This is a genomic window from Mycobacterium sp. E2699 (assembly GCF_001666745.1).
GTDB lineage: Bacteria > Actinomycetota > Actinomycetes > Mycobacteriales > Mycobacteriaceae > Mycobacterium.
The window spans coordinates 144,341-162,692 of record NZ_LZJH01000025.1 but is presented as its reverse complement, the minus strand read 5'-3'; the positions used below and the strand labels follow the sequence as shown (position 1 = coordinate 162,692).

Genomic DNA, 18,352 nt, shown 5'->3' with positions numbered 1-18,352 from the left:
TGCGGCCCTGGCTGCGGTAGCATCGGGTGGACGTCTGGAGGTAATCAAAGTGGGCAGTCTTAGTCCGTGGCACTGGGCGATTCTCGCTGTCGTGGTGATCCTGCTGTTCGGTGCCAAGAAGCTCCCCGATGCCGCGCGCTCGTTGGGCAAGTCGATGCGCATCTTCAAGTCCGAGATGCGCGAAATGCAGACCGAAGGCAAGCCCGAAGCTCCCTCGATCGAGACACCCCAGCCCGTGCAGTCGCAGCGGGTCGACCCGCCGGCGGCCACCGAGCAGGGGCACACCGAAGCGCGCCCGGCGTAGCCGCGCCGCCGCGGTGCCCGAGCGCCACGAGCACTAGACGAGCATCGTGAAAGGTTTCAAGGTTTCGGCGCGCACCGCCGGCTTGCTGAAACGGCTCAACCCGCGCAACAGGCGCAGCCGCACCAACCCGGACGCGACGATGTCGCTGGTCGATCACCTGACCGAGCTGCGCACCCGCCTGCTGATCTCGCTGGCCGCGATCCTGCTGACGACGATCTTCGGCTTCGTCTGGTACTCGCACTCGATCCTCGGGCTGGAAAGCCTCGGTGAGTGGCTGCGTCACCCGTACTGCGCGCTACCCCAGTCGGCGCGGGCCAGCATCAGCGCCGACGGCCAGTGCCGGCTGCTGGCCACGGCGCCGTTCGACCAGTTCATGCTGCGGCTCAAGGTCGGGATGACGGCCGGGATCGTGCTGGCCTGCCCGGTGTGGTTCTACCAGCTGTGGGCGTTCATCACGCCCGGGCTCTACCAGAAGGAGCGCCGCTTCGCGATCGCGTTCGTGATACCCGCGGCGGTCCTGTTCGTGGTCGGCGCGGTGCTGGCCTACTTCGTGTTGTCCAAGGCGCTGGGCTTCTTGCTGACCGTCGGCAGCGACGTGCAGGTGACCGCGCTGTCCGGGGACCGCTATTTCGGCTTCCTGATCAACCTGCTGGTGGTGTTCGGGGTCAGCTTCGAGTTCCCGCTGCTGATCGTCATGCTCAACCAGACCGGCATGCTGACCTACGAGAAGCTCAAGTCGTGGCGGCGCGGGCTGATCTTCGGCATGTTCGCCTTCGCGGCCATCTTCACACCCGGATCCGACCCGTTCTCGATGACGGCGCTCGGCGTGGCGCTGTCGGTGCTCCTCGAGTTCGCCATCCAGATCGCGCGGCTGCACGACAGGCGCAAGGCCAAGCGCGAAGCCCAGGAGGCGATTCCCGACGACCAAGCCTCGGTCATCGAGGCGCCGGAGCCGATCGTCGAGCCGGTACCGGAGCCCTCGTACACCGCCGGTCAACATGACGACGTCACGTAGCTTTTCCTGGCGCGAGCGTGCGCAGTTGTACATCAATATCGGCGTGTCGCCGTACAAACACGCACCCTCGCGCAATCGGGCGACGGCGTGACCGAACTGACCGAGCTGCCCCGGTTCGCCGCGGAACTGCGCTTCACCCTCGACGACTTTCAGCGGCGGGCCTGCGCGGCACTCGAACGCGGCCACGGCGTGCTGGTGTGCGCGCCGACCGGCGCCGGCAAAACGGTGGTCGGCGAATTCGCCGTGCACCTGGCGCTCGCGTCCGGCGGCAAATGCTTTTACACCACCCCGCTCAAGGCCCTCAGCAACCAGAAGCACACCGACCTGACCGAGCGCTACGGCCGCGACCGGATCGGGCTGCTCACCGGCGACATGTCCGTGAACGGCGACGCACCCGTCGTGGTGATGACCACCGAGGTGCTGCGCAACATGCTCTACGCCGATTCCCCTGCGCTCCAAGGGCTTTCGTATGTGGTGATGGATGAGGTGCATTTCCTGGCCGACCGGATGCGCGGGCCGGTGTGGGAGGAGGTGATCCTGCACCTGCCCGAGGAGGTGCGGCTGGTCAGCCTCTCGGCGACGGTGAGCAACGCCGAGGAGTTCGGCGGCTGGATCCAGACCGTCCGCGGCGACACCACCGTGGTGGTCGACGAGCACCGGCCCGTTCCGCTGTGGCAACACGTCCTGGTCGGCAAGCGCCTGTTCGATCTGTTCGACTACGACAGCGAGACGGACAAGACCCGCGTCGACCCCGACCTGTTGCGCCAGATCTCCCATCGCCGCGAGGCGGACCGGATGTCGGACTGGCAGCCCAGGCGCGGGCGCACGGGGCGAGCCGGTGCCGGCCGGCCGCGCTTCTACCGGCCGCCCGCGCGGCCGGACGTGATCGCGATCCTCGACTCGCAGGGCCTGCTGCCGGCGATCACGTTCGTGTTCTCCCGGGCCGGTTGTGACGCCGCGGTGCAGCAGTGCCTGCGGTCGCCGCTGCGGCTGACCACCGAGGAGGAGCGCGCCCAGATCGCCGAGGTGATCGATCACCGCTGCGGTGATCTGGCCGACGCCGACCTGGCCGTGCTCGGCTACTACGAATGGCGGGAGGGGCTGCTGCGCGGCCTGGCGGCCCACCACGCCGGCATGCTGCCCGCGTTCCGGCACACGGTCGAGGAGCTGTTCACCGCCGGCCTGGTCAAGGCGGTCTTCGCCACCGAAACCCTCGCGCTGGGCATCAACATGCCGGCGCGCACGGTGGTGCTCGAGCGGCTGGTCAAGTTCAACGGCGAGCAGCATGTGCCGCTGACGCCGGGGGAGTACACGCAGCTGACCGGTCGCGCCGGCCGGCGCGGCATCGACGTCGAGGGCCACGCGGTGGTGCTCTGGAATCCCAGCGAGGAGACCACCGAACCCTCGGCGGTGGCCGGCCTGGCCTCCACCCGCACCTTCCCGCTGCGCAGCTCGTTCGCCCCGTCGTACAACATGACGATCAACCTGGTGCACCAGATGGGCCCCGAGCAGGCGCATCAACTGCTCGAGCAGTCGTTTGCCCAGTATCAGGCCGACCGCTCCGTCGTCGGCCTGGTCCGCGGGATCGAGCGCGGCCAACGGATGCTCGACGAGATCGCCGCCGAGCTAGGCGGTCGCGACGCCCCGATCTTCGAATACGCCCGGCTGCGCGCCCGGATTTCGGAGATGGAACGCGCCCAGTCCCGCGCGTCGCGGCTGCAGCGCCGGCAGGCGACCACTGACGCGCTGGCCGCGCTGCGGCGCGGCGACATCATCACGATCACGCACGGCCGGCGCGGCGGGCTGGCGGTGGTGCTGGAGTCGGCGCGCGACAGTTCCGATCCGCGCCCCCTCGTGCTCACCGAAAACCGTTGGGCGGGGCGGATTTCGTCGGCGGATTATTCGGGCGCGGCGGCGCCGGTCGGCTCGATGTCGTTGCCCAAGCGGGTGGAACACCGCCAGCCGCGGGTTCGGCGCGATCTGGCGTCGGCGCTGCGATCGGCCGCCGAAGGGCTGGCGGTTCCGGCCACGCGCCGCAGCGGTCGCGGCGACGGGGACGGCGCTTTTCATGACCCCGAGCTGACGTCGCTGCGGGCGGAGCTGCGCCGGCATCCGGCCCACAACAGCCCGGGCCTCGAGGCCAAGATGCGGGACGCCGAGCGCTACCTGCGCATCGAACGGGACAACGCGCAACTCGAGAAGAGGGTGGGCGCCGCCACCAATTCGCTGGCCCGGACGTTCGACCGGATCGTCGGGCTGCTCACCGAGCGCGGCTTCATCCAGGGGCCGGCCACCGAGCCCCACGTCACCGACGACGGCCGGTTGCTGGCCCGGATCTACAGCGAGAGCGACCTGCTGGTCGCCGAATGCCTGCGCAGCGGCGCGTGGTCGGGCTTGAAACCCGCGGAGCTGGCCGCGGTGGTCTCGGCGGTGCTGTACGAGTCTCGCGGCGGTGACGGCCCCGGTGGCGCGCTGGCCGCCGAGGTGCCCACCCAGCGGTTGCGGCAGGCGCTGCAGCAGACATCGCGGCTGTCGACCGCGCTGCGCGCCGACGAGCACGCGCACCGGATCTCCCCGAGCCGCGAACCCGACGACGGCTTCGTCAACGTCATCTACCGGTGGGCCCGGACCGGGGACCTGGCCGCGGCGTTGGCCGTCGCCGACATCACCGGAACCGGTTCGCCGTTGTCGGCCGGGGACTTCGTGCGGTGGTGCCGCCAGGTGCTCGACCTGCTGGACCAGGTGCGCAACGCCGCGCCGGATCCCGACCTCCGCGGCACCGCCAAGCGCGCCATCAATGACGTTCGGCGCGGCGTCGTTGCAGTTGACGCCGGGTAGGCTGGGCGCGAGCTACCGTTACAGTGCGTTAATAGCGCGAGACACAAGGGAACTGAGGAGAAACGATGAGCGGACCGCAGGGATCGGAGCCGGGCCACGAGTGGCAGCCGCCCGGTCAGGCCGGCGATCATTCCTCGGAGCCCACGCAGGTCGGCCCGTCGCCCTGGCAGCAGCAGTCGGGCCAGGACGCGACGTGGCAGGCGCCGGCCTACACGCCGGCCACGCCGCCCGCCGACTATCCGCAGTACCAGCAGCCGACGGAGCAGGCTTACCCGCAGCAGTACCCCCAGCAACAGCCCGGCTACGCCCAACCCGGGGCCCAACCCGGGGCCCAGCCCGGGCAGTACGGCGCGCAGCCGCCCCAGTACGGCCAGCCGGGCCAGTACGGCCAGCCCGGTCAGTACCCGCAGCCGGGCCAGTACGGTCAGCCCGGTCAGTACGGCCAGCCCGGCCAGTACGGCCAGCCCGGTCAGTACGGGCAATACCCGCAGCAGTACGCGCCCTACCAGCAACAGCCCGCGAAGAAGCGCTCGACGGCGCTGATCGGCGGCGTGGCCGGCGCGATCGCCCTGCTGGTCGTCGCGGTCGTGCTCGTGCTCGGCTTCTGGGAGCCCGGGTTTTTCGTCACCACCAAGCTGGACGTCAACAAGGCCCAGGCCGGGGTCCAGCAGATCCTCACCGACGAGACCAACGGCTACGGCGCCAAGAACGTCAAAGACGTCTCCTGCAACCACGGCCAGGACCCGGTCGTCAAAAAGGGCGGCACCTTCGACTGCGACGTCAGCATCGACGGCGCCAAGAAGCACGTGACGGTGACCTTCCAGGACAACAAGGGCACCTACGAGGTCGGCCGGCCGCAGTAAGCGGTCAGCCGGGCAGCGCGTCGAGCGCCTTCTGCAGGCGGGCGATCGGCGAGCCGACGCCCAGCTCGGTCGCCAGCTTGGCGGTGCGTTGCGGGTGGGCCGCCGTCAGCGGCAGGGCATCGTTTTGTGTCGACAGCGTGACCGGCGCGTCGGTGGCCACCCGCACCACCCGTTCGGCGGCCTCGATATAGTCCGTCGCGCCCAGCAATTTGCTCCGTAAACCCTTGGCCATCTTGGACTTTGGATCCTGCGCGGCGGCCAGGATCTGCTCCAACGAGCCGTGCTGGGCCAGCAAAGTGGCCGCCGTCTTCTCACCGACGCCGGGCACCCCGGGCAGGCCGTCGGACGGATCGCCGCGCAACAGCGCGAGCTCGGCGTAGGCCGCGCCCGCGCGTTCGCGTGGGACACCATAGGTTTCGGCAACCTCGGCCGGCCCGAACAGGGTGGCCTTGGTCAGCCCCCGGCCCAGGTAGAGCACCCGAACGGGGACGGGATCGTCGGCCACCACCTGCAGCAGGTCGCGGTCACCGCTGACCACCACGACCGGATCGCTGCGCTCTTGGGCAGCCAGCGTGCCCAGCACGTCGTCGGCCTCGAAACCCTCCGCGCCCGCGGTCGGGATCCCGAACGCGTCCAGCAGCTCCATGATCATGTCGATCTGGGGCGTCAGGTCGTCGGGCACTTCCTCGATGTCGGGCTCGCCGGCCGGTTCGGGTTCGGCGACCCGGTGCGCCTTATACGACGGGATGAGGTCCACCCGGAACTGCGGCCGCCAATCGAGGTCCAGGCAGACCGCCAGCCTTCCGGGCCGCTGCTGGGTGATCACGACGGCCATCGAGTCGAGGAACCCGCGCACGGCGTTGACCGGCCGGCCGTCGGGAGCGGTGATCGACGACGGCACCCCGAAATACGAGCGGAACCACATGCTGGCGCCGTCGAGCAGCACCAGCGGCGATCGCAGGGGTGGTGGCATGCCGGCTATATTGCCAGCGCCGTCGGCGACGCGGTTAGCTGGGAACATGATGTCGTCCACGGCTTCGGTCTCGTGACAAGGCAGGGCCGCCCGGCGGTGGCCGGCAGGTTCGTCCGCGCCGCGGTCGGGGGCGTGATCGGCGGTATGCGCGGAACAGCCAACGGAATTCGCGACGGCTGGCGTGAGGGCAGTCGGTCGGTGGCGGGCCGACCGGGCCGGGCCTGGTCGCAGGGTGTCATCGGCGCGGTGCGCGGTGCCGGTTCTGGAATCCGTGCTGGCTGGGGCGCAGGTGGGGCTCCCCGGGCACCGCGGTGATGGCATCGCCTCTGTCGATCAGCGCGGCCGGTGGGGCCGCGTCGCTAAACTGACGAGCTATGCCTTCGACCGGGTGCTGAGAGAAGGGCTGGAGGGCTGACCATGAGCGATGATGCGGTGTACTACCGGGCCGACAAGCGCGGACTCAATCCCGGCGACCGGGCTACTCGCACCTTGGACCCGATGGACGACAAGGAGTATACGTACGCGACGACCCGCCTCGACGTCGCACGTGCGATCGCCGAAAAGCATTCCGATTTCTGCGTTTATCGTGTTCTGCTCGACGAGCCCATCGAAGCGGATCCCGATGCCGCCCAGGACAACCTCGGCGAGTTCTTCGTGCGTGCCCCATCGGGCGCCGTCGTCGAGGTCTTAGGTGCCGATGAAGCGTGAATTATCAACTACCGCAGAATAGTTTCTGCAAACATGAGCTCTGACCGATTCGACGCGGACGTGTACGCGCGCCGGCTGGCAGCGGCGGCCGCGGCGACCGCCGACGCCGGGCTGGCCGCCCTGGTGATCACGCCGGGCTATGACCTGCGCTATCTCGTCGGCTCGCGCGCCCAGACCCTCGAACGGCTCACCGCGTTGGTGCTGCCGGCGTCCGGCGAGCCGACGGTGGTGGTGCCCCGGCTGGAGCTGGCCGCCCTCAAAGGGTCGGCCGTGGCGGAACTGGGCCTGGCCGTTCGGGATTGGGTCGACGGCGACGACCCCTACCGGCTGGTGAGCGCGGCCCTGGGCGGGGGGCCCGCCGCGACCGCCGTCACCGATTCCATGCCCGCCCTGCACCTCTTGCCGCTGGCCGGCGTCCTCGGCGTGCTGCCGATGCTGGCCACCGACGTGCTGCGCGAGTTGCGGATGGTCAAGGAGGAGTGCGAGATCGACGCGCTGCACAAGGCCGGCGCGGCCATCGACCGCGTGCACGCCCGCGTGCCGGAGTTTTTGCGCCCCGGCCGCACCGAGGCGGACGTCGCCGCCGACATCGCCGAAGCCATTGTCGCGGAAGGGCATTCGGAGGTGGCGTTCATCATCGTCGGCTCCGGACCGCACGCGGCCGACCCGCACCACGGCTACTCGGATCGCGAACTGCAGCGGGGCGACATCGTCGTCGTCGACATCGGTGGCGCGTACGAGCCCGGCTACCACTCCGATTCGACGCGCACCTATAGCATCGGTGAGCCCGAACCCGATGTGGCGGAACGGTATTCGGTGCTACAGCGGGCCCAGCGCGCGGCTCTGGAGGCCGTCCGTCCCGGTGTGACCGCCGAGCAGGTCGACGCCGCCGCCCGCGACGTGCTGGCCGAGGCCGGGCTGGCGGAGTTCTTCGTGCACCGCACCGGGCACGGCATCGGGCTGTCGGTGCATGAGGAGCCGTACATCGTCGCCGGCAACCATCTGCCGCTGGCCGCGGGGATGGCCTTCTCCGTCGAGCCCGGCATCTACTTTCCCGGCCGTTGGGGCGCCCGCATCGAGGACATCGTCGTCGTCACCGAGGACGGCGCCCTGGCCGTCAACAACCGGCCGCACGAACTGATCGTGGTGCCCGCGTCCTAGCAGGCATGACGGCCCCGCCGCGTAGGTTGGGCCACGTGTCGATCCTGGACCTCACACTGCTTCCGTTGCGCATCGCGCGTCACTTCGCCGACGCGGTGCTGCACCCCGTCGCTCCCGCGCCGGCGCCGCCGGGCGAGCTGGTCGTCGTCGACGGGATGCCCGAGGGGGTGCCGCCGGCGGCGCGGCGCCCCGAACCGCGGCTGCCGGTGCCATCGAATTGGCCGTTTGGCGAGGACTTTCCGCGCACCTGCGGCGCGGGCCGGCTGGCCGGCGGCGCCCTGTTCTGGACCGACTTCCTCTACGACGACCACGGCGCGACCGGCCTCCCCGTCGGCGATCTGAAGATTCAGGCGCCTCCGCGCGGCACTTACGTCTATCCCGACGGTCCCGCCGCCGGCAACGGCGCCGACATCTTCCGCGTCGCCGTCGGGCTCACCGAGACCCACACCTGGTGGCGAATCGACTGGAACACGCTGGTGGACGCCTCGGTGCCGATCGCGCTGTTCACCTTCGACACCGACCCCGCCCGAACCGCCGCCGCGGACTGGCCGGCCGGGGCGGGCGTGCGCTCGGAGGGCATCGACATGGCCCTGCTGGTGTCCGGGCGAGGCGCCGCATTGATCGACCTGACGAGCGGGGCGCAGACGCCCGTTGAACACAGCGTCGACACGCAGTCGCGGTCGTTCGTGGCTCAGGTGCCGAGATCGCTGGTCGAGCCGACCGGCACCTGGAAGGTCCGGCTGGCCGCGGGCCTGGCCAACCCTGCGGGTGACGGGTTCGCCGACGTGCCCGCCGAGCGCGGGGCGCTACCCGGGCAACCCAACGTCTACAACCTCGCGTTCCGCACCACCGAGCAGGAACCGCCGCACCTGAACTTCTGGTCGGATTCCGCCCAGGCCGCGGCCCTGACCCATGGCGACGTGTCCGCGTTCGCCGTCACCGTGCCGTGGGGGCGGCTCGCCGCCCGCGAAACCGAGCCCGAGCCGGTGGTCACCGGCCCGTCGACCCGTTGGTATGTGTCCTCGGTCGAGCTGGGCCAGGGTATCGAAGGTGGGCTGGCCTCCTACGACATCTTGAGCACCAAGCCGCAGTTCCTCGGGCGCGTCCAGCCGTATTCGATCTGCCTGCCGTCCAGCTACGCGCCGGGGCGGGCGCTGCCGCTGACGCTGTTGCTGCACTCACTGGCGCTGGGCCAAAGCCAGTTCGCCGCGATCGACCCGCGCCTGCTGCACGAGGTGTGCGAGGGCCGCGACTCGGTGGTGGTGACGCCGCTGGCCCGGGGCCCGTCGAGCTGGTACTTCGACACCGGGGAACTCGACGTGTGGGAGGTGTGGGCCCGGGTCGCCGAGCAGCTGGGCACCGACCCGAATCGCACCGTCATCTCCGGCTATTCGATGGGCGGGTTTGCGGCCTACAAGCTGGGGCTGAGTTACCCGCAGGTCTTCTCCCAGGCGGTCGTCCTGGCCGGGCCGCCGGCCTGCGGGGTGCGGCTGTTGCCCGACGTGGACATCCCGGCCGATCTCGACCCGGAGTCGCCGTGCGCCCGCGAGGGCGACACCTGGAAGCTGCTGGTCAATGCGCGCTGGCTGCCGTACGTCATCGCCCACGGGCTGGTCGACGAGCTGGTGCCGTTCGCCTCGGCCGCCGAGCAGGTGCTCGAACTCGACCGGCTGGGCTACCGGCACCGGTTCACCGTCTATCCGCTCGAGGATCACATCGCCTGGGTGCTGCAGGACAAGTTCGAGGACCCGATCGCGCACATGGGAACGGCTGTGCGCCAAGCAGATCCGGGACACATCACGTTCGCGTGGTACCCGCAGTTGGTGCGCGCCGATCTGGGCATCGGGCCGCACCGGGCGTGGTGGGTCTCGGAGCTGGCCGCCGACGCGTCGGTGACGGGGCGGCGCGGGGCGGTGGCCGAAGTCGACGCGCGGTCGTACGCCCGGCCGGACCCGACGCACGCGATCCGGCACCACCGCGGCGTTGTCTGGAACCTCGACCCGTCGCCCGGCCTGTACAGCGAGCTGGACTGGCAGGTGGGACGGGCCGTCGCGCCGCTGCCGTATCTGACGCTGCGCCTCACCGGTGTCGCCGGCCTCACGGTCGACGTCGCGCGCGCCGGCCTGGCCGGGTTGCCGTCGTCGACGATCACCGTGGCCACCGACGTCGCCACGCGGATCACGCTGGCGGGGCTGCCCGACGGGGCGGTGGTGCAGATCGACGGGCAGCCGGCCGGGCCGGCCGTCGTGGTGCCGGCGGGGCGCCACCGCATCACGCTGCGTGCGGCCTCCGTCAGCGGTTCGCCAGCCTAACGCCCGTTCTTGGTTCGCGAGCGTGACGCCGTTCCTGGTTCGCGAACGTGACCCCACGGCGAATTTCGGCCCGATTTTTCGCAGTGGCGTCACGCTCGGCGCGCGCCGGAGGCGTCCCGAGTCCCCGCATCCCGTTTGGCGGCACGACCGGGGGTGAATGGCGACGGTCGGCGACCTGGACGAGAATTTCGCGCGTGGTTCCCTTGGTCGTCGATCCGCAAGCGCTGTTCGCGGTGGGCAGTGCGGTGATTGCCGCCGGCGATGGCCTGGCCGCGAACCTGACGGTGTTGACGGCGGGTTTTGCGGCCCACACCGGCCTGGACGCGGCCGGCGCGATGTTCGGACTGAGCTACCAGCAAGCGGGCGAGTCCGTGCTGCAGGCCGCGACGGCCGCCGTCAATGCGTGCCGGCAGAGCGGGGCGCTGATACAGCAGGGCGCCGCCAACTACTCGCAGGCCGAAGCGGCCTCCACCCTGGGGGGCGGTGCCGGCGCCTTGCAGGCGCCGCCGGCGCAGGACAAGATGTCGGCGCCCGGCCCGCCCGGGACCTGGGGCAAAGGCGAGCCGCCGCCGCTGCTGTGGGCGGTGGTGGAGTCGTTCGTCGACGACGTGTGGCCCGACGGGGACGTGGCCGGTTTGCATGCGGCCGCCGCTCGCTGGCGGGGCTTCGCCGGGGCCGCTGGCGGGATGCGGAGCGCGCTGAACGCCGCGAAGACGCTGCTGGACGCGCATCAGATCCCCGAGGGCGAAAAGATCGACGACGCGCTTTCGCAGATCGGCGACTGCATGGGCAAGATCGGCGAGGCGTCCGGAAAGCTGGCCGGGGCCCTCGATCACTTCGCCGACGAGGTGGCCGGCGCTCAGCACCACATCCGGGATCTGCTGAACCGGCTTGGGTCGCTGACAGACCTCGGCCACGACGTGATGTTGATCATCAAGGGCGACGCGCTCCAGGAGATCAAGAAGATCGCTCACGACATCAACGACGTGCTGCACGACTTGGGGCAGGAGGCCCGCGCCGCCGAGCAAGGCGTCAAGGCAGGTTTAGGGGTCGTCGACGGTTTGGTCGTCAAATTGGAAAAGTACGTGCGCGGCGAGCTCGAGCAGTTTCTGGGTGATGCCGTCGGCAATCAGGTGGCAACAGTTTTCGACGTCTTCGCCAACGCGAATGAGGGTGCCCTGAAGGGCGCCGTCGGAATGGCGTTGGCCATCGGGGATCTCGACCCGCGGTGGTTCCTCGTCGATCCCCACGGCGCCGCCGAGACATGGACGGGCTTGGGTAAAGGCCTGTGGAAGGGAAGCTTGGTCAATGGCGTCCTCAACCCGCAGGAGTTCGTCGAGGCCAACTGGCAGCAGTTGAAAGGCCTGCTGCACCTTGATGATTGGAGTACCGCGCGACCGGGGTTGGGTTTCGGGGAGAACGCCTTCGATGTCGCGATGTTCTTCATTCCTGGCGCCGGTGAAGCCGGCGGCGCCGCGGAAGCCAGTGGGGCGGCCGCCCGTGGAGCCGAGGCCGCTGTGGACGCCGAGCGTGCCGCCGGTCGAGCGGTCGATGGAGTTGCAGGTGTCGCGGGTACACGCGGCGCTTTGGCAGATATCGCCGGCGTCGGTGGTGACCTGACCAAGAATCTTGAGGGCGTTGCCGGGAAGCTGCCCAAGATCGAGCCGCCGCCGGTCGGCGGCCGCCCCGTGGGCTTGCCGTCGCCGAAGCCGTTGGAGGCGCCGGTCGAGTCGGTGCCGCGCCCACCGGACGGGGTGCCTGGTGCGTCGGGGGAGCCAAAGCCTCTCGATACTGCGCCGCCGGAGCGTGCTGTGCAGGAACCACCTCCTGAACCGTCGGCCGCTGGGCCCGCACCGGCTGCGGGTGGTCCGCACGACCCTGTGCCGGTGCCCGCGGGTCCGCATGATCCCGTGTCGGCGCCCGCCGATGGCCCGCATGAACCGGTGTCATTGCCTGCGGGGCCCCGTGATCCAGCGTCGGCTCCGGCAGTTGGTCCTCGCGATTCGACGCCGGCGACTGCGCCTGCTTCGCATTCACCGGCAATTCCGGCCGCAGTCGGCGAACGCAATCTGTCGACGGCGCCGCAATTGGTCGATCATCCGCCCGCTCGGATGTCGGCAGCGCCGAGCGGAGTTCCCCTCGAACCGGCACCAATCTCCGCGCATTCACCGCAGGCGTCGCCGTCCTTCACGTCTGCGGTGCCACATTCGACACCCCCGGTACGCAACCCGTCCGAACTACTGGCACCCGGCAGCGGCTTGCACGGGTCTGCAGACGGTGGCCCTCCGCGCGTAAGGCCACCACATGATCGGGCGGGTGGTCCGGCTGAGGGTGGTCCGCCGCGGTCGGACCGACGGCCACCCGACGCTGATCGTCCGCACGAGCCCGCGCCCGGCGATGATGCTCCGCCGGCTGAGCGTGGGCATGGCGTTCCGCAGGACAGAGATGGTTCACCGGGGCGCGACCACGATGGTTCCGCAGACGACGGCACCGGACAGGATCCCGTGCACTCCCACGAGTCTTCTGGTGACGGTTGGCACCGCTTGTCGGATGGGCCACTTGATCCGCACTATGGGGAACCGCTGCCTCAGCATTGGGATTTTCCAGATAATCCAGTTGACCCGAGCCAGATGAATCCTTCTGTGGCGGAACTCATTAGGGACCCGGAGGCGCCCTTCGGCCGCGACCCCCAAGGACATGCGTATACCGGGGAACAATACGCCGAGCGCTTTAATAAACTCAGTCAGGATGGCGACCACTGGGCAAACTTCCCGGGGAACGACGGGGCAGTGCCAGGCACCAAGGTGATTTTTACAGACGGAAATCAGTTCATCAAGTTTTACGGAAATCAGTTGGATCGGATAGGGCTCGAATCCGGTAAGTACTTGGCAGTAATGGAAGATGGAATACCGGCATTCTGGGAGGGCAGGGCGTTACACGTGGACAGCCTTGCACAGCCGTATAATGCTTATGTATTCAAGAGTCTGCCCGAGAACTGGATGATCGAAGTGTCTGAAGTCGCCCCCGGGTTAGGCCAACCCGGCGGTTCAATACAAGTCAGAATACTCAACTCGGAGGGTAGGGCGATGACGGCTGAGGAGCTGACTGACCCTGATGTTGGCGTGCTGGAATGACAGACGACATCGAAGTGTCCTCGCAACTCGAACATTGGGCCAAGCGTGCCGAGTACACGCTTACGCCTGGATCGCGAACGCACGACGGGCGGGCGGTATTCTCGGCGTCGCTGGGCGAGATTCGACTACTGATCGGAAGGAACCGCGACGGCTGGTTCGTCATCACCGATTCTGACCGCATGGGGTCCGAACAGTTCCTGCTGGCTGCTCCGTCGATGGCGACAATCGAAAAGTATCTCTTGGGACGGTTCTGTCTCTCAATTCGGAGTGGCTCTGGATTACCTCGTGTCCACGTTCCGACTTCCGCTCAGGACATGTCGGGCCATTTCACCATCGAGACGCGCGACTTCGACGGTGTCAAGCGGTTTGCCTTAGTGGCAACGGACGGCTCGACAGTGGCTATTGGAAGCGCCGACAGGGTAACTGCGAAGTCGGAATTCACTAAGCTCGCGCTGTACCTGCCCGCGACAATAGATCAGTTTGAGGCGTCGGCCGTTGATCCTGACGGAGAGCCGCTTTTCGAACGCCGATAGAGACTTATCCGGCAGCGCAGATTTGCGCGAAGATTCTGCTACGAGCGGGCTTGTGGCATCGGCCTGATCTAATCTGAGCTACTCGCCCCGGTCCAACAGATCCGACGACCCCAACACCCGCTCGATCTGCACCTCGATGACCACCCGCCGCGGATTCGGACGCGGGGTGCGGTAGCGCTGGGCGTAGCGCAACTCGGCATCCCGCACGGCGTCGGCGTCGCTGTTCACCTTGGACCGGCCCTCCAGCGACAGCCAGCGGGCGCCGTCGACCTGGCTCAGCACCGCCACCCCGGCGCGGTCGGCGTTGACGGCCTTCTGGGAGCCGCCGGTGGTGATCACCCGGGCGATGTGGGTCTTGGGGTCGAAGGTGAAACCCACCGCAACCACATGCGGGGAATTGTCGGCCCGCAGCGTGGTCAGCATCGCCAGGTGACGTTCGGACAGGAAGGCCAGCGCATCGTCGGTCAGCCGCGTAGTGGTATTCGCCATCAACGCCCACGCTAGCGCAGGTCATAATCGCAGCCGTGGACGACACGGGCGCGGGTCCGATACTGATCCTGGGCGGCCGCAGCGAAATCGGCATCGAGCTCGCGCGCCGGCTGGCCCCCGGGGCGACGGTGGTGCTGGCCGCACGCAAGGCCGACGAGCTCGTCGACGAGGTCGCGACGGTCAAGGCCGCAGGGGCCGCGGCGGTGCACACCACGGAATTCGACGCCGACGACCTGGCCTCGCACGGGCCGCTGATCGACTCGATCGTCGCCCAACACGGACCGATCGGCACCGCGGTGCTGGCCTTCGGAATCCTGGGCGATCAGTCCCGCGCCGAGAGCGACGCCACCCACGCGGTGTCGATCGTCCAGACCGACTACGTCGACCAGGTCAGCATCCTCACCCACCTGGCCGCCGCCATGCGTGCCGCCGGCCGCGGCTCCCTGGTGGTGTTTTCCTCGGTGGCGGGCGTGCGCGTCCGACGCGCCAACTACGTCTACGGCTCGGCCAAGGCCGGCCTGGACGGCTTCGCCAGCGGGCTGGCCGACGCCCTGCACGGCAGCGGGGTCAGCCTGCTGATCGCGCGCCCGGGCTTCGTCATCGGGCGCATGACCGAAGGCATGCGGCCGGCGCCGCTGTCCAGCACCCCGGAGCAGGTGGCCGCCGCGACCGCACGCGCGCTGCGCAAGGGGCGAAGCACGGTTTGGATTCCGTGGTCATTGCGGCCGATGTTCTTCGTGATGCGGCTGCTGCCGCAGTTCGTCTGGCGCAGGATGCCGCGATGATCGTCGTTGTCGGCATCGGCGCCGACGGCATGGCGGGGCTCGCCGAGACATCGCGCGTCGAATTGCAAGATGCCACAGTCATTTACGGGTCGAGGCGCCAGCTCGACCTGCTCGACGACACGGTAACCGCACCGCGACACGAGTGGCCGTCGCCGATGCTGCCCGCACTGGAGGCTCTGCTCGACGACAATGACGGCGACATCCACGTCGTCGCCAGCGGCGATCCACTGCTGCACGGCATCGGCGGCACGCTGATCCGCCTACACGGCGCGGCCAAAGTCAGGGTGCTGCCTCACGTCTCCTCGGCGACGCTGGCGTGCGCCCGGATGGGATGGAACCTCCACGACACCGAGGTGATCAGCCTGGTCACCGCGCGGCCGCACACCGCGGTGCGCCGCGGAGGCCAGGCGATCGTGCTGTCGAAAAACGCCTCTACACCCAAGGAGCTCGCCGGATTGCTCAATGCGCACGGCCGCGGTGACTCCGAATTCAGCGTGCTCGAAAACCTCGGCGGCCCAACCGAACGCCGCCGCGACGGCACCGCGCGCCAGTGGGCGGACACGCGGTATGAGGTCGACGACCTCAACCTCGTCGCCGTCCGCTACCTGCCCGACGACCGCATGTCGCCGTACCCCGATGACGCGTTCGCCCACGACGGACAGATCACCAAACACGGGATGCGGGCGGTGACCCTGGCTTCGCTGGCGCCGCGACCCGGCGAGCGACTGTGGGACGTCGGCGCCGGCTCCGGCAGCATCAGCGTCGAATGGTGCCTGAGCTGGCCGGGTTGCAGCGCTGTGGCGTTCGAGCGCGACGAGCGCCGCCGACTCAACGTCGAAGCCAATGCCGCTGCCTTCGGCGTCGGCATCGAGGTCCACGGCGAGGCGCCGGAGGCGTTCGACGGCGCCGAACCCCCGTCGGCGATCTTCATCGGCGGCGGCGTGACCCAACCGGGTCTGCTCGACGCCTGCCTCGACCGCCTCATCCGCGGGGGGCGGCTGGTCGTGAACGCCGTCACCGCCGAATCGGAAGCCCTTATCACGCAGTACTATTCGCGGCTCGGCGGTCAGCTCAAACGCTGCCAGCATTACCAGGGCGAGCCGCTCGGCGGCTTCACCGGGTGGCGCCCGCAGATGCCGGTCACGCAATGGACGATGACGAAATGACGGTGTACTTCATCGGCGCCGGCCCCGGCGCCGCCGACCTCATCACGGTCCGCGGTCAACGGCTCCTCGCAGCGTGCACCACCTGCCTCTACGCGGGCTCGATCATGCCCGACGACCTGCTGGCGCTGTGCCCGCCCGGCGCGAAAATCGTTGACACCGGCCCGTTGACGCTGGAGCGGATCGTCGCCGAGATCGCCGAGGCTCACGCCGCCGGCCAGGACGTGGCGCGGCTGCACTCCGGTGACCCGTCGCTGTACAGCGCGCTGGCCGAGCAGTGTCGCCGGCTGGACGCGCTGGGCATCGACTACGAAATCGTCCCGGGCGTACCGGCTTTCGCCGCGGCCGCGGCCGCCTTGAAGCGCGAGCTCACCGTCCCCGGGGTGGCGCAGACGGTGACGCTGACCCGGGTGGCGACCCTGTCGACGCCCATGCCGGCCGGCGAAGAGCTGCAAACCCTTGCACTAACCGGCGGCACTCTGGTCCTGCACCTGGCCGCCGCCCAGGTCGACGCCATCGTCCCGCAGCTGCTCACTGCCTATCGGGCCGAAACACCCGTTGCCGTGGTGGCTTTCGCCAGCTGGCCACAGCAGACCGTGCTGCGCGGCACGCTGGCCGACATCGCCGGCCAGATGCGCGACGCCGGCATCACCAAGACCGCGGTCATCATCGTCGGCGATGTGCTGGCCGCCGAGGGATTCACCGACAGCTACCTGTACTCGACCGGGCGGACCCGGGGGAGCCGGCACTGATGCGGGTTCTGCTGCTGGGCGGCACCTCCGAGGCCCGCGCCCTGGCGAAAACGCTGCACCCGCGGGTCGACATCGTCAGCTCGCTGGCCGGTCGCGTCCCCGATCCGGCCCTGCCGGTCGGCCCGGTGCGCGTCGGCGGCTTCGGCGGCGTCGACGGGCTCAAGCGGTGGCTGCGGGACGAACACATCGACGCCGTCGTCGACGCCACCCATCCGTTCGCGGCGACCATGACGGCGCACGCCGCCGAAGCGTGCCGGGAACTCAAGATGCCTCACCTGGTGCTGGCCCGACCGGCCTGGGAGCCCGGGGGCGCAATCGTCGTCGAGTCGGATGCCGTGGCGGCGGAAACGATTGCAAGGCAAGCCTATTCGCGGGTCTTTCTCACCACCGGCCGCTCGGGCGTCACGGCCTTTGCCGCAAGCGACGCGTGGTTTCTGATCCGCGCGGTCACCGCGCCGGATGCCGACGTGCTGCCGCGGCGTCACCGGCTGCTGTTGTCGCGCGGGCCGTATCGCTACGACGACGAACTCGCGCTGATGCGCGAGCATCGCATCGGCGCGCTGGTCACCAAGAACAGTGGGGGCGAAATGACCCGCGCCAAGCTGGATGCCGCTGAGGCGCTGGGTGTTCCGGTGGTGATGGTGGCCAGGCCGCCGCTACCGCCACGGGTGGCGGCGGTGGGCACGGTCGAAGACGCCGCCAAATGGGTTGAAGCGCTGAGTTAGCCCGTCAGGTCTTCGCGTTCCATGTCGGCCAGCAGCGCGTCGCGGGCGCGTGCGACGCGGGACCGGATGGTCCCCACCGGGCAGCCGCACACCGCGGCGGCGTCGGCGTACGGCAGCCCCAGCAGCTGGGTGAGCAGCAGCGCTTCGCGCTGCTCGGTCGTGAGGTTGGCGATCAACGCGGTCACCACGACGAGGTCCTCGAATCCGCGGGCATGCCGGTCGCCGCTGAGGAAGTGGTCGGGATCGGCGCCGGCGGCGGCGCGCGGCCGGGACTGCGCGTGGCGGATGTGATCGGCCACCACCCGGCGCGCGATCGCCAGCAACCAGGTTCGGGCGCTGGACCGGCCGGAGAAGCGCTCGATCGCGCCGATGGCCCGCAGGAACGTTTCCTGCGTCAGGTCATCGGCGCTGCCCGCGTCGCACAGGTAGGCGACGAACCGCCACACGTCCTGCTGGGTCGCCTTGATGAACGCCTCGAGCGCTCGCTCGTTCCCGCGCGCGGCGGCCAAGGCAAGCTCGGTAACGGCCTCGTCGTCGCTTGACGCGGTCATGGCCAACCACCTTCGTTGTGCGGGCGCCGTCAGTCTACGACCGTCT

The 18,352-nt window shown here is 69.3% G+C and carries 16 protein-coding genes; 13 read left to right on the top strand and 3 right to left on the bottom strand.

What is annotated here, in order from left to right; all coding sequences use genetic code 11:
• Positions 1 to 49: 49 nt before the first annotated feature.
• The 4 genes from tatA (at position 50) to A5696_RS02465 (ending at position 5,020) form a co-directional block, all read left to right on the top strand.
• A complete protein-coding gene (gene tatA, locus A5696_RS02480) occupies positions 50 to 304 on the top strand; it encodes a Sec-independent protein translocase subunit TatA (protein ID WP_067872839.1) in 255 nt (84 codons plus the stop codon).
• A 46-nt stretch (positions 305 to 350) separates the two neighbouring features.
• Positions 351 to 1,319 carry a twin-arginine translocase subunit TatC gene (gene tatC / locus A5696_RS02475; protein ID WP_156738219.1) on the top strand — a complete coding sequence of 323 codons (969 nt, stop codon included), beginning with the start codon at positions 351 to 353 and terminating at the stop codon, positions 1,317 to 1,319.
• Positions 1,320 to 1,406: 87 nt separating this feature from the next.
• A complete protein-coding gene (locus A5696_RS02470; RefSeq protein WP_067872836.1) occupies positions 1,407 to 4,157 on the top strand; it encodes an RNA helicase in 2,751 nt (916 codons plus the stop codon).
• A gap of 65 nt (positions 4,158 to 4,222) precedes the next feature.
• The gene (locus tag A5696_RS02465) at positions 4,223 to 5,020 is read left to right on the top strand and encodes a DUF4333 domain-containing protein (protein WP_067872833.1); all 798 of its coding nucleotides are present in this window, start codon (positions 4,223 to 4,225) and stop codon (positions 5,018 to 5,020) included.
• A gap of 4 nt (positions 5,021 to 5,024) precedes the next feature.
• Here the strand turns inward: A5696_RS02465 and A5696_RS02460 are convergent, their stop codons facing one another.
• Positions 5,025 to 5,981: a 5'-3' exonuclease gene (locus A5696_RS02460; protein ID WP_067872924.1), complete on the bottom strand. Its 957-nt coding sequence runs from the start codon at positions 5,979 to 5,981 to the stop codon at positions 5,025 to 5,027.
• Between the two features lie 429 nt (positions 5,982 to 6,410).
• Here A5696_RS02460 and A5696_RS02455 point away from each other — a divergent pair, with 429 nt between their 5' ends.
• From A5696_RS02455 to A5696_RS02430, 5 genes are all read left to right on the top strand, one after another.
• Positions 6,411 to 6,701, top strand: coding sequence for a hypothetical protein (locus tag A5696_RS02455; protein WP_067872830.1), 291 nt, complete (start codon positions 6,411 to 6,413; stop codon positions 6,699 to 6,701).
• Positions 6,702 to 6,734: 33 nt separating this feature from the next.
• Positions 6,735 to 7,862, top strand: coding sequence for a Xaa-Pro peptidase family protein (locus A5696_RS02450; RefSeq protein ID WP_067872827.1), 1,128 nt, complete (start codon positions 6,735 to 6,737; stop codon positions 7,860 to 7,862).
• A gap of 35 nt (positions 7,863 to 7,897) precedes the next feature.
• The gene (locus A5696_RS02445) at positions 7,898 to 10,174 is read left to right on the top strand and encodes an alpha/beta hydrolase-fold protein (RefSeq protein ID WP_067872823.1); all 2,277 of its coding nucleotides are present in this window, start codon (positions 7,898 to 7,900) and stop codon (positions 10,172 to 10,174) included.
• 194 nt (positions 10,175 to 10,368) lie between these two features.
• Positions 10,369 to 13,308: a glycohydrolase toxin TNT-related protein gene (locus A5696_RS26850; protein ID WP_082968883.1), complete on the top strand. Its 2,940-nt coding sequence runs from the start codon at positions 10,369 to 10,371 to the stop codon at positions 13,306 to 13,308.
• Positions 13,305 to 13,841 carry a TNT antitoxin family protein gene (locus tag A5696_RS02430; protein ID WP_082956231.1) on the top strand — a complete coding sequence of 179 codons (537 nt, stop codon included), beginning with the start codon at positions 13,305 to 13,307 and terminating at the stop codon, positions 13,839 to 13,841. The genes A5696_RS26850 and A5696_RS02430 overlap by 4 nt, the downstream gene beginning before the upstream one ends.
• Positions 13,842 to 13,919: 78 nt before the next feature.
• Here the strand turns inward: A5696_RS02430 and A5696_RS02425 are convergent, their stop codons facing one another.
• Complete coding sequence (locus tag A5696_RS02425; RefSeq protein WP_067872813.1) at positions 13,920 to 14,330, bottom strand: F420-dependent biliverdin reductase; 411 nt, start codon at positions 14,328 to 14,330, stop codon at positions 13,920 to 13,922.
• Positions 14,331 to 14,365: 35 nt separating this feature from the next.
• Between A5696_RS02425 and A5696_RS02420 the strand changes: the two genes are divergently transcribed.
• From A5696_RS02420 to A5696_RS02405, 4 genes are read left to right on the top strand one after another with little or no spacing between them, the layout of a single operon-like run.
• Positions 14,366 to 15,115, top strand: coding sequence for an SDR family NAD(P)-dependent oxidoreductase (locus A5696_RS02420; protein ID WP_067872810.1), 750 nt, complete (start codon positions 14,366 to 14,368; stop codon positions 15,113 to 15,115).
• Entirely contained in the window at positions 15,112 to 16,281 is a 1,170-nt protein-coding gene (locus A5696_RS02415) for a bifunctional cobalt-precorrin-7 (C(5))-methyltransferase/cobalt-precorrin-6B (C(15))-methyltransferase (protein WP_067872807.1), read from the top strand. Before A5696_RS02420 ends, A5696_RS02415 begins: the two co-directional genes overlap by 4 nt.
• Entirely contained in the window at positions 16,278 to 17,030 is a 753-nt protein-coding gene (cobM, locus tag A5696_RS02410) for a precorrin-4 C(11)-methyltransferase (protein WP_067872804.1), read from the top strand. Before A5696_RS02415 ends, cobM begins: the two co-directional genes overlap by 4 nt.
• Positions 17,030 to 17,755 (top strand): cobalt-precorrin-6A reductase, encoded by a 726-nt coding sequence (locus A5696_RS02405; protein ID WP_067872801.1) that lies wholly within the window; start codon positions 17,030 to 17,032, stop codon positions 17,753 to 17,755. Before cobM ends, A5696_RS02405 begins: the two co-directional genes overlap by 1 nt.
• Here A5696_RS02405 and sigC read toward each other — a convergent pair.
• On the bottom strand, positions 17,752 to 18,306 hold the full coding sequence (gene sigC / locus A5696_RS28180) for an RNA polymerase sigma factor SigC (RefSeq protein WP_231964204.1): 555 nt from the start codon (positions 18,304 to 18,306) through the stop codon (positions 17,752 to 17,754). The genes A5696_RS02405 and sigC overlap by 4 nt on opposite strands.
• Between the last annotated feature and the right edge of the window lie 46 nt (positions 18,307 to 18,352).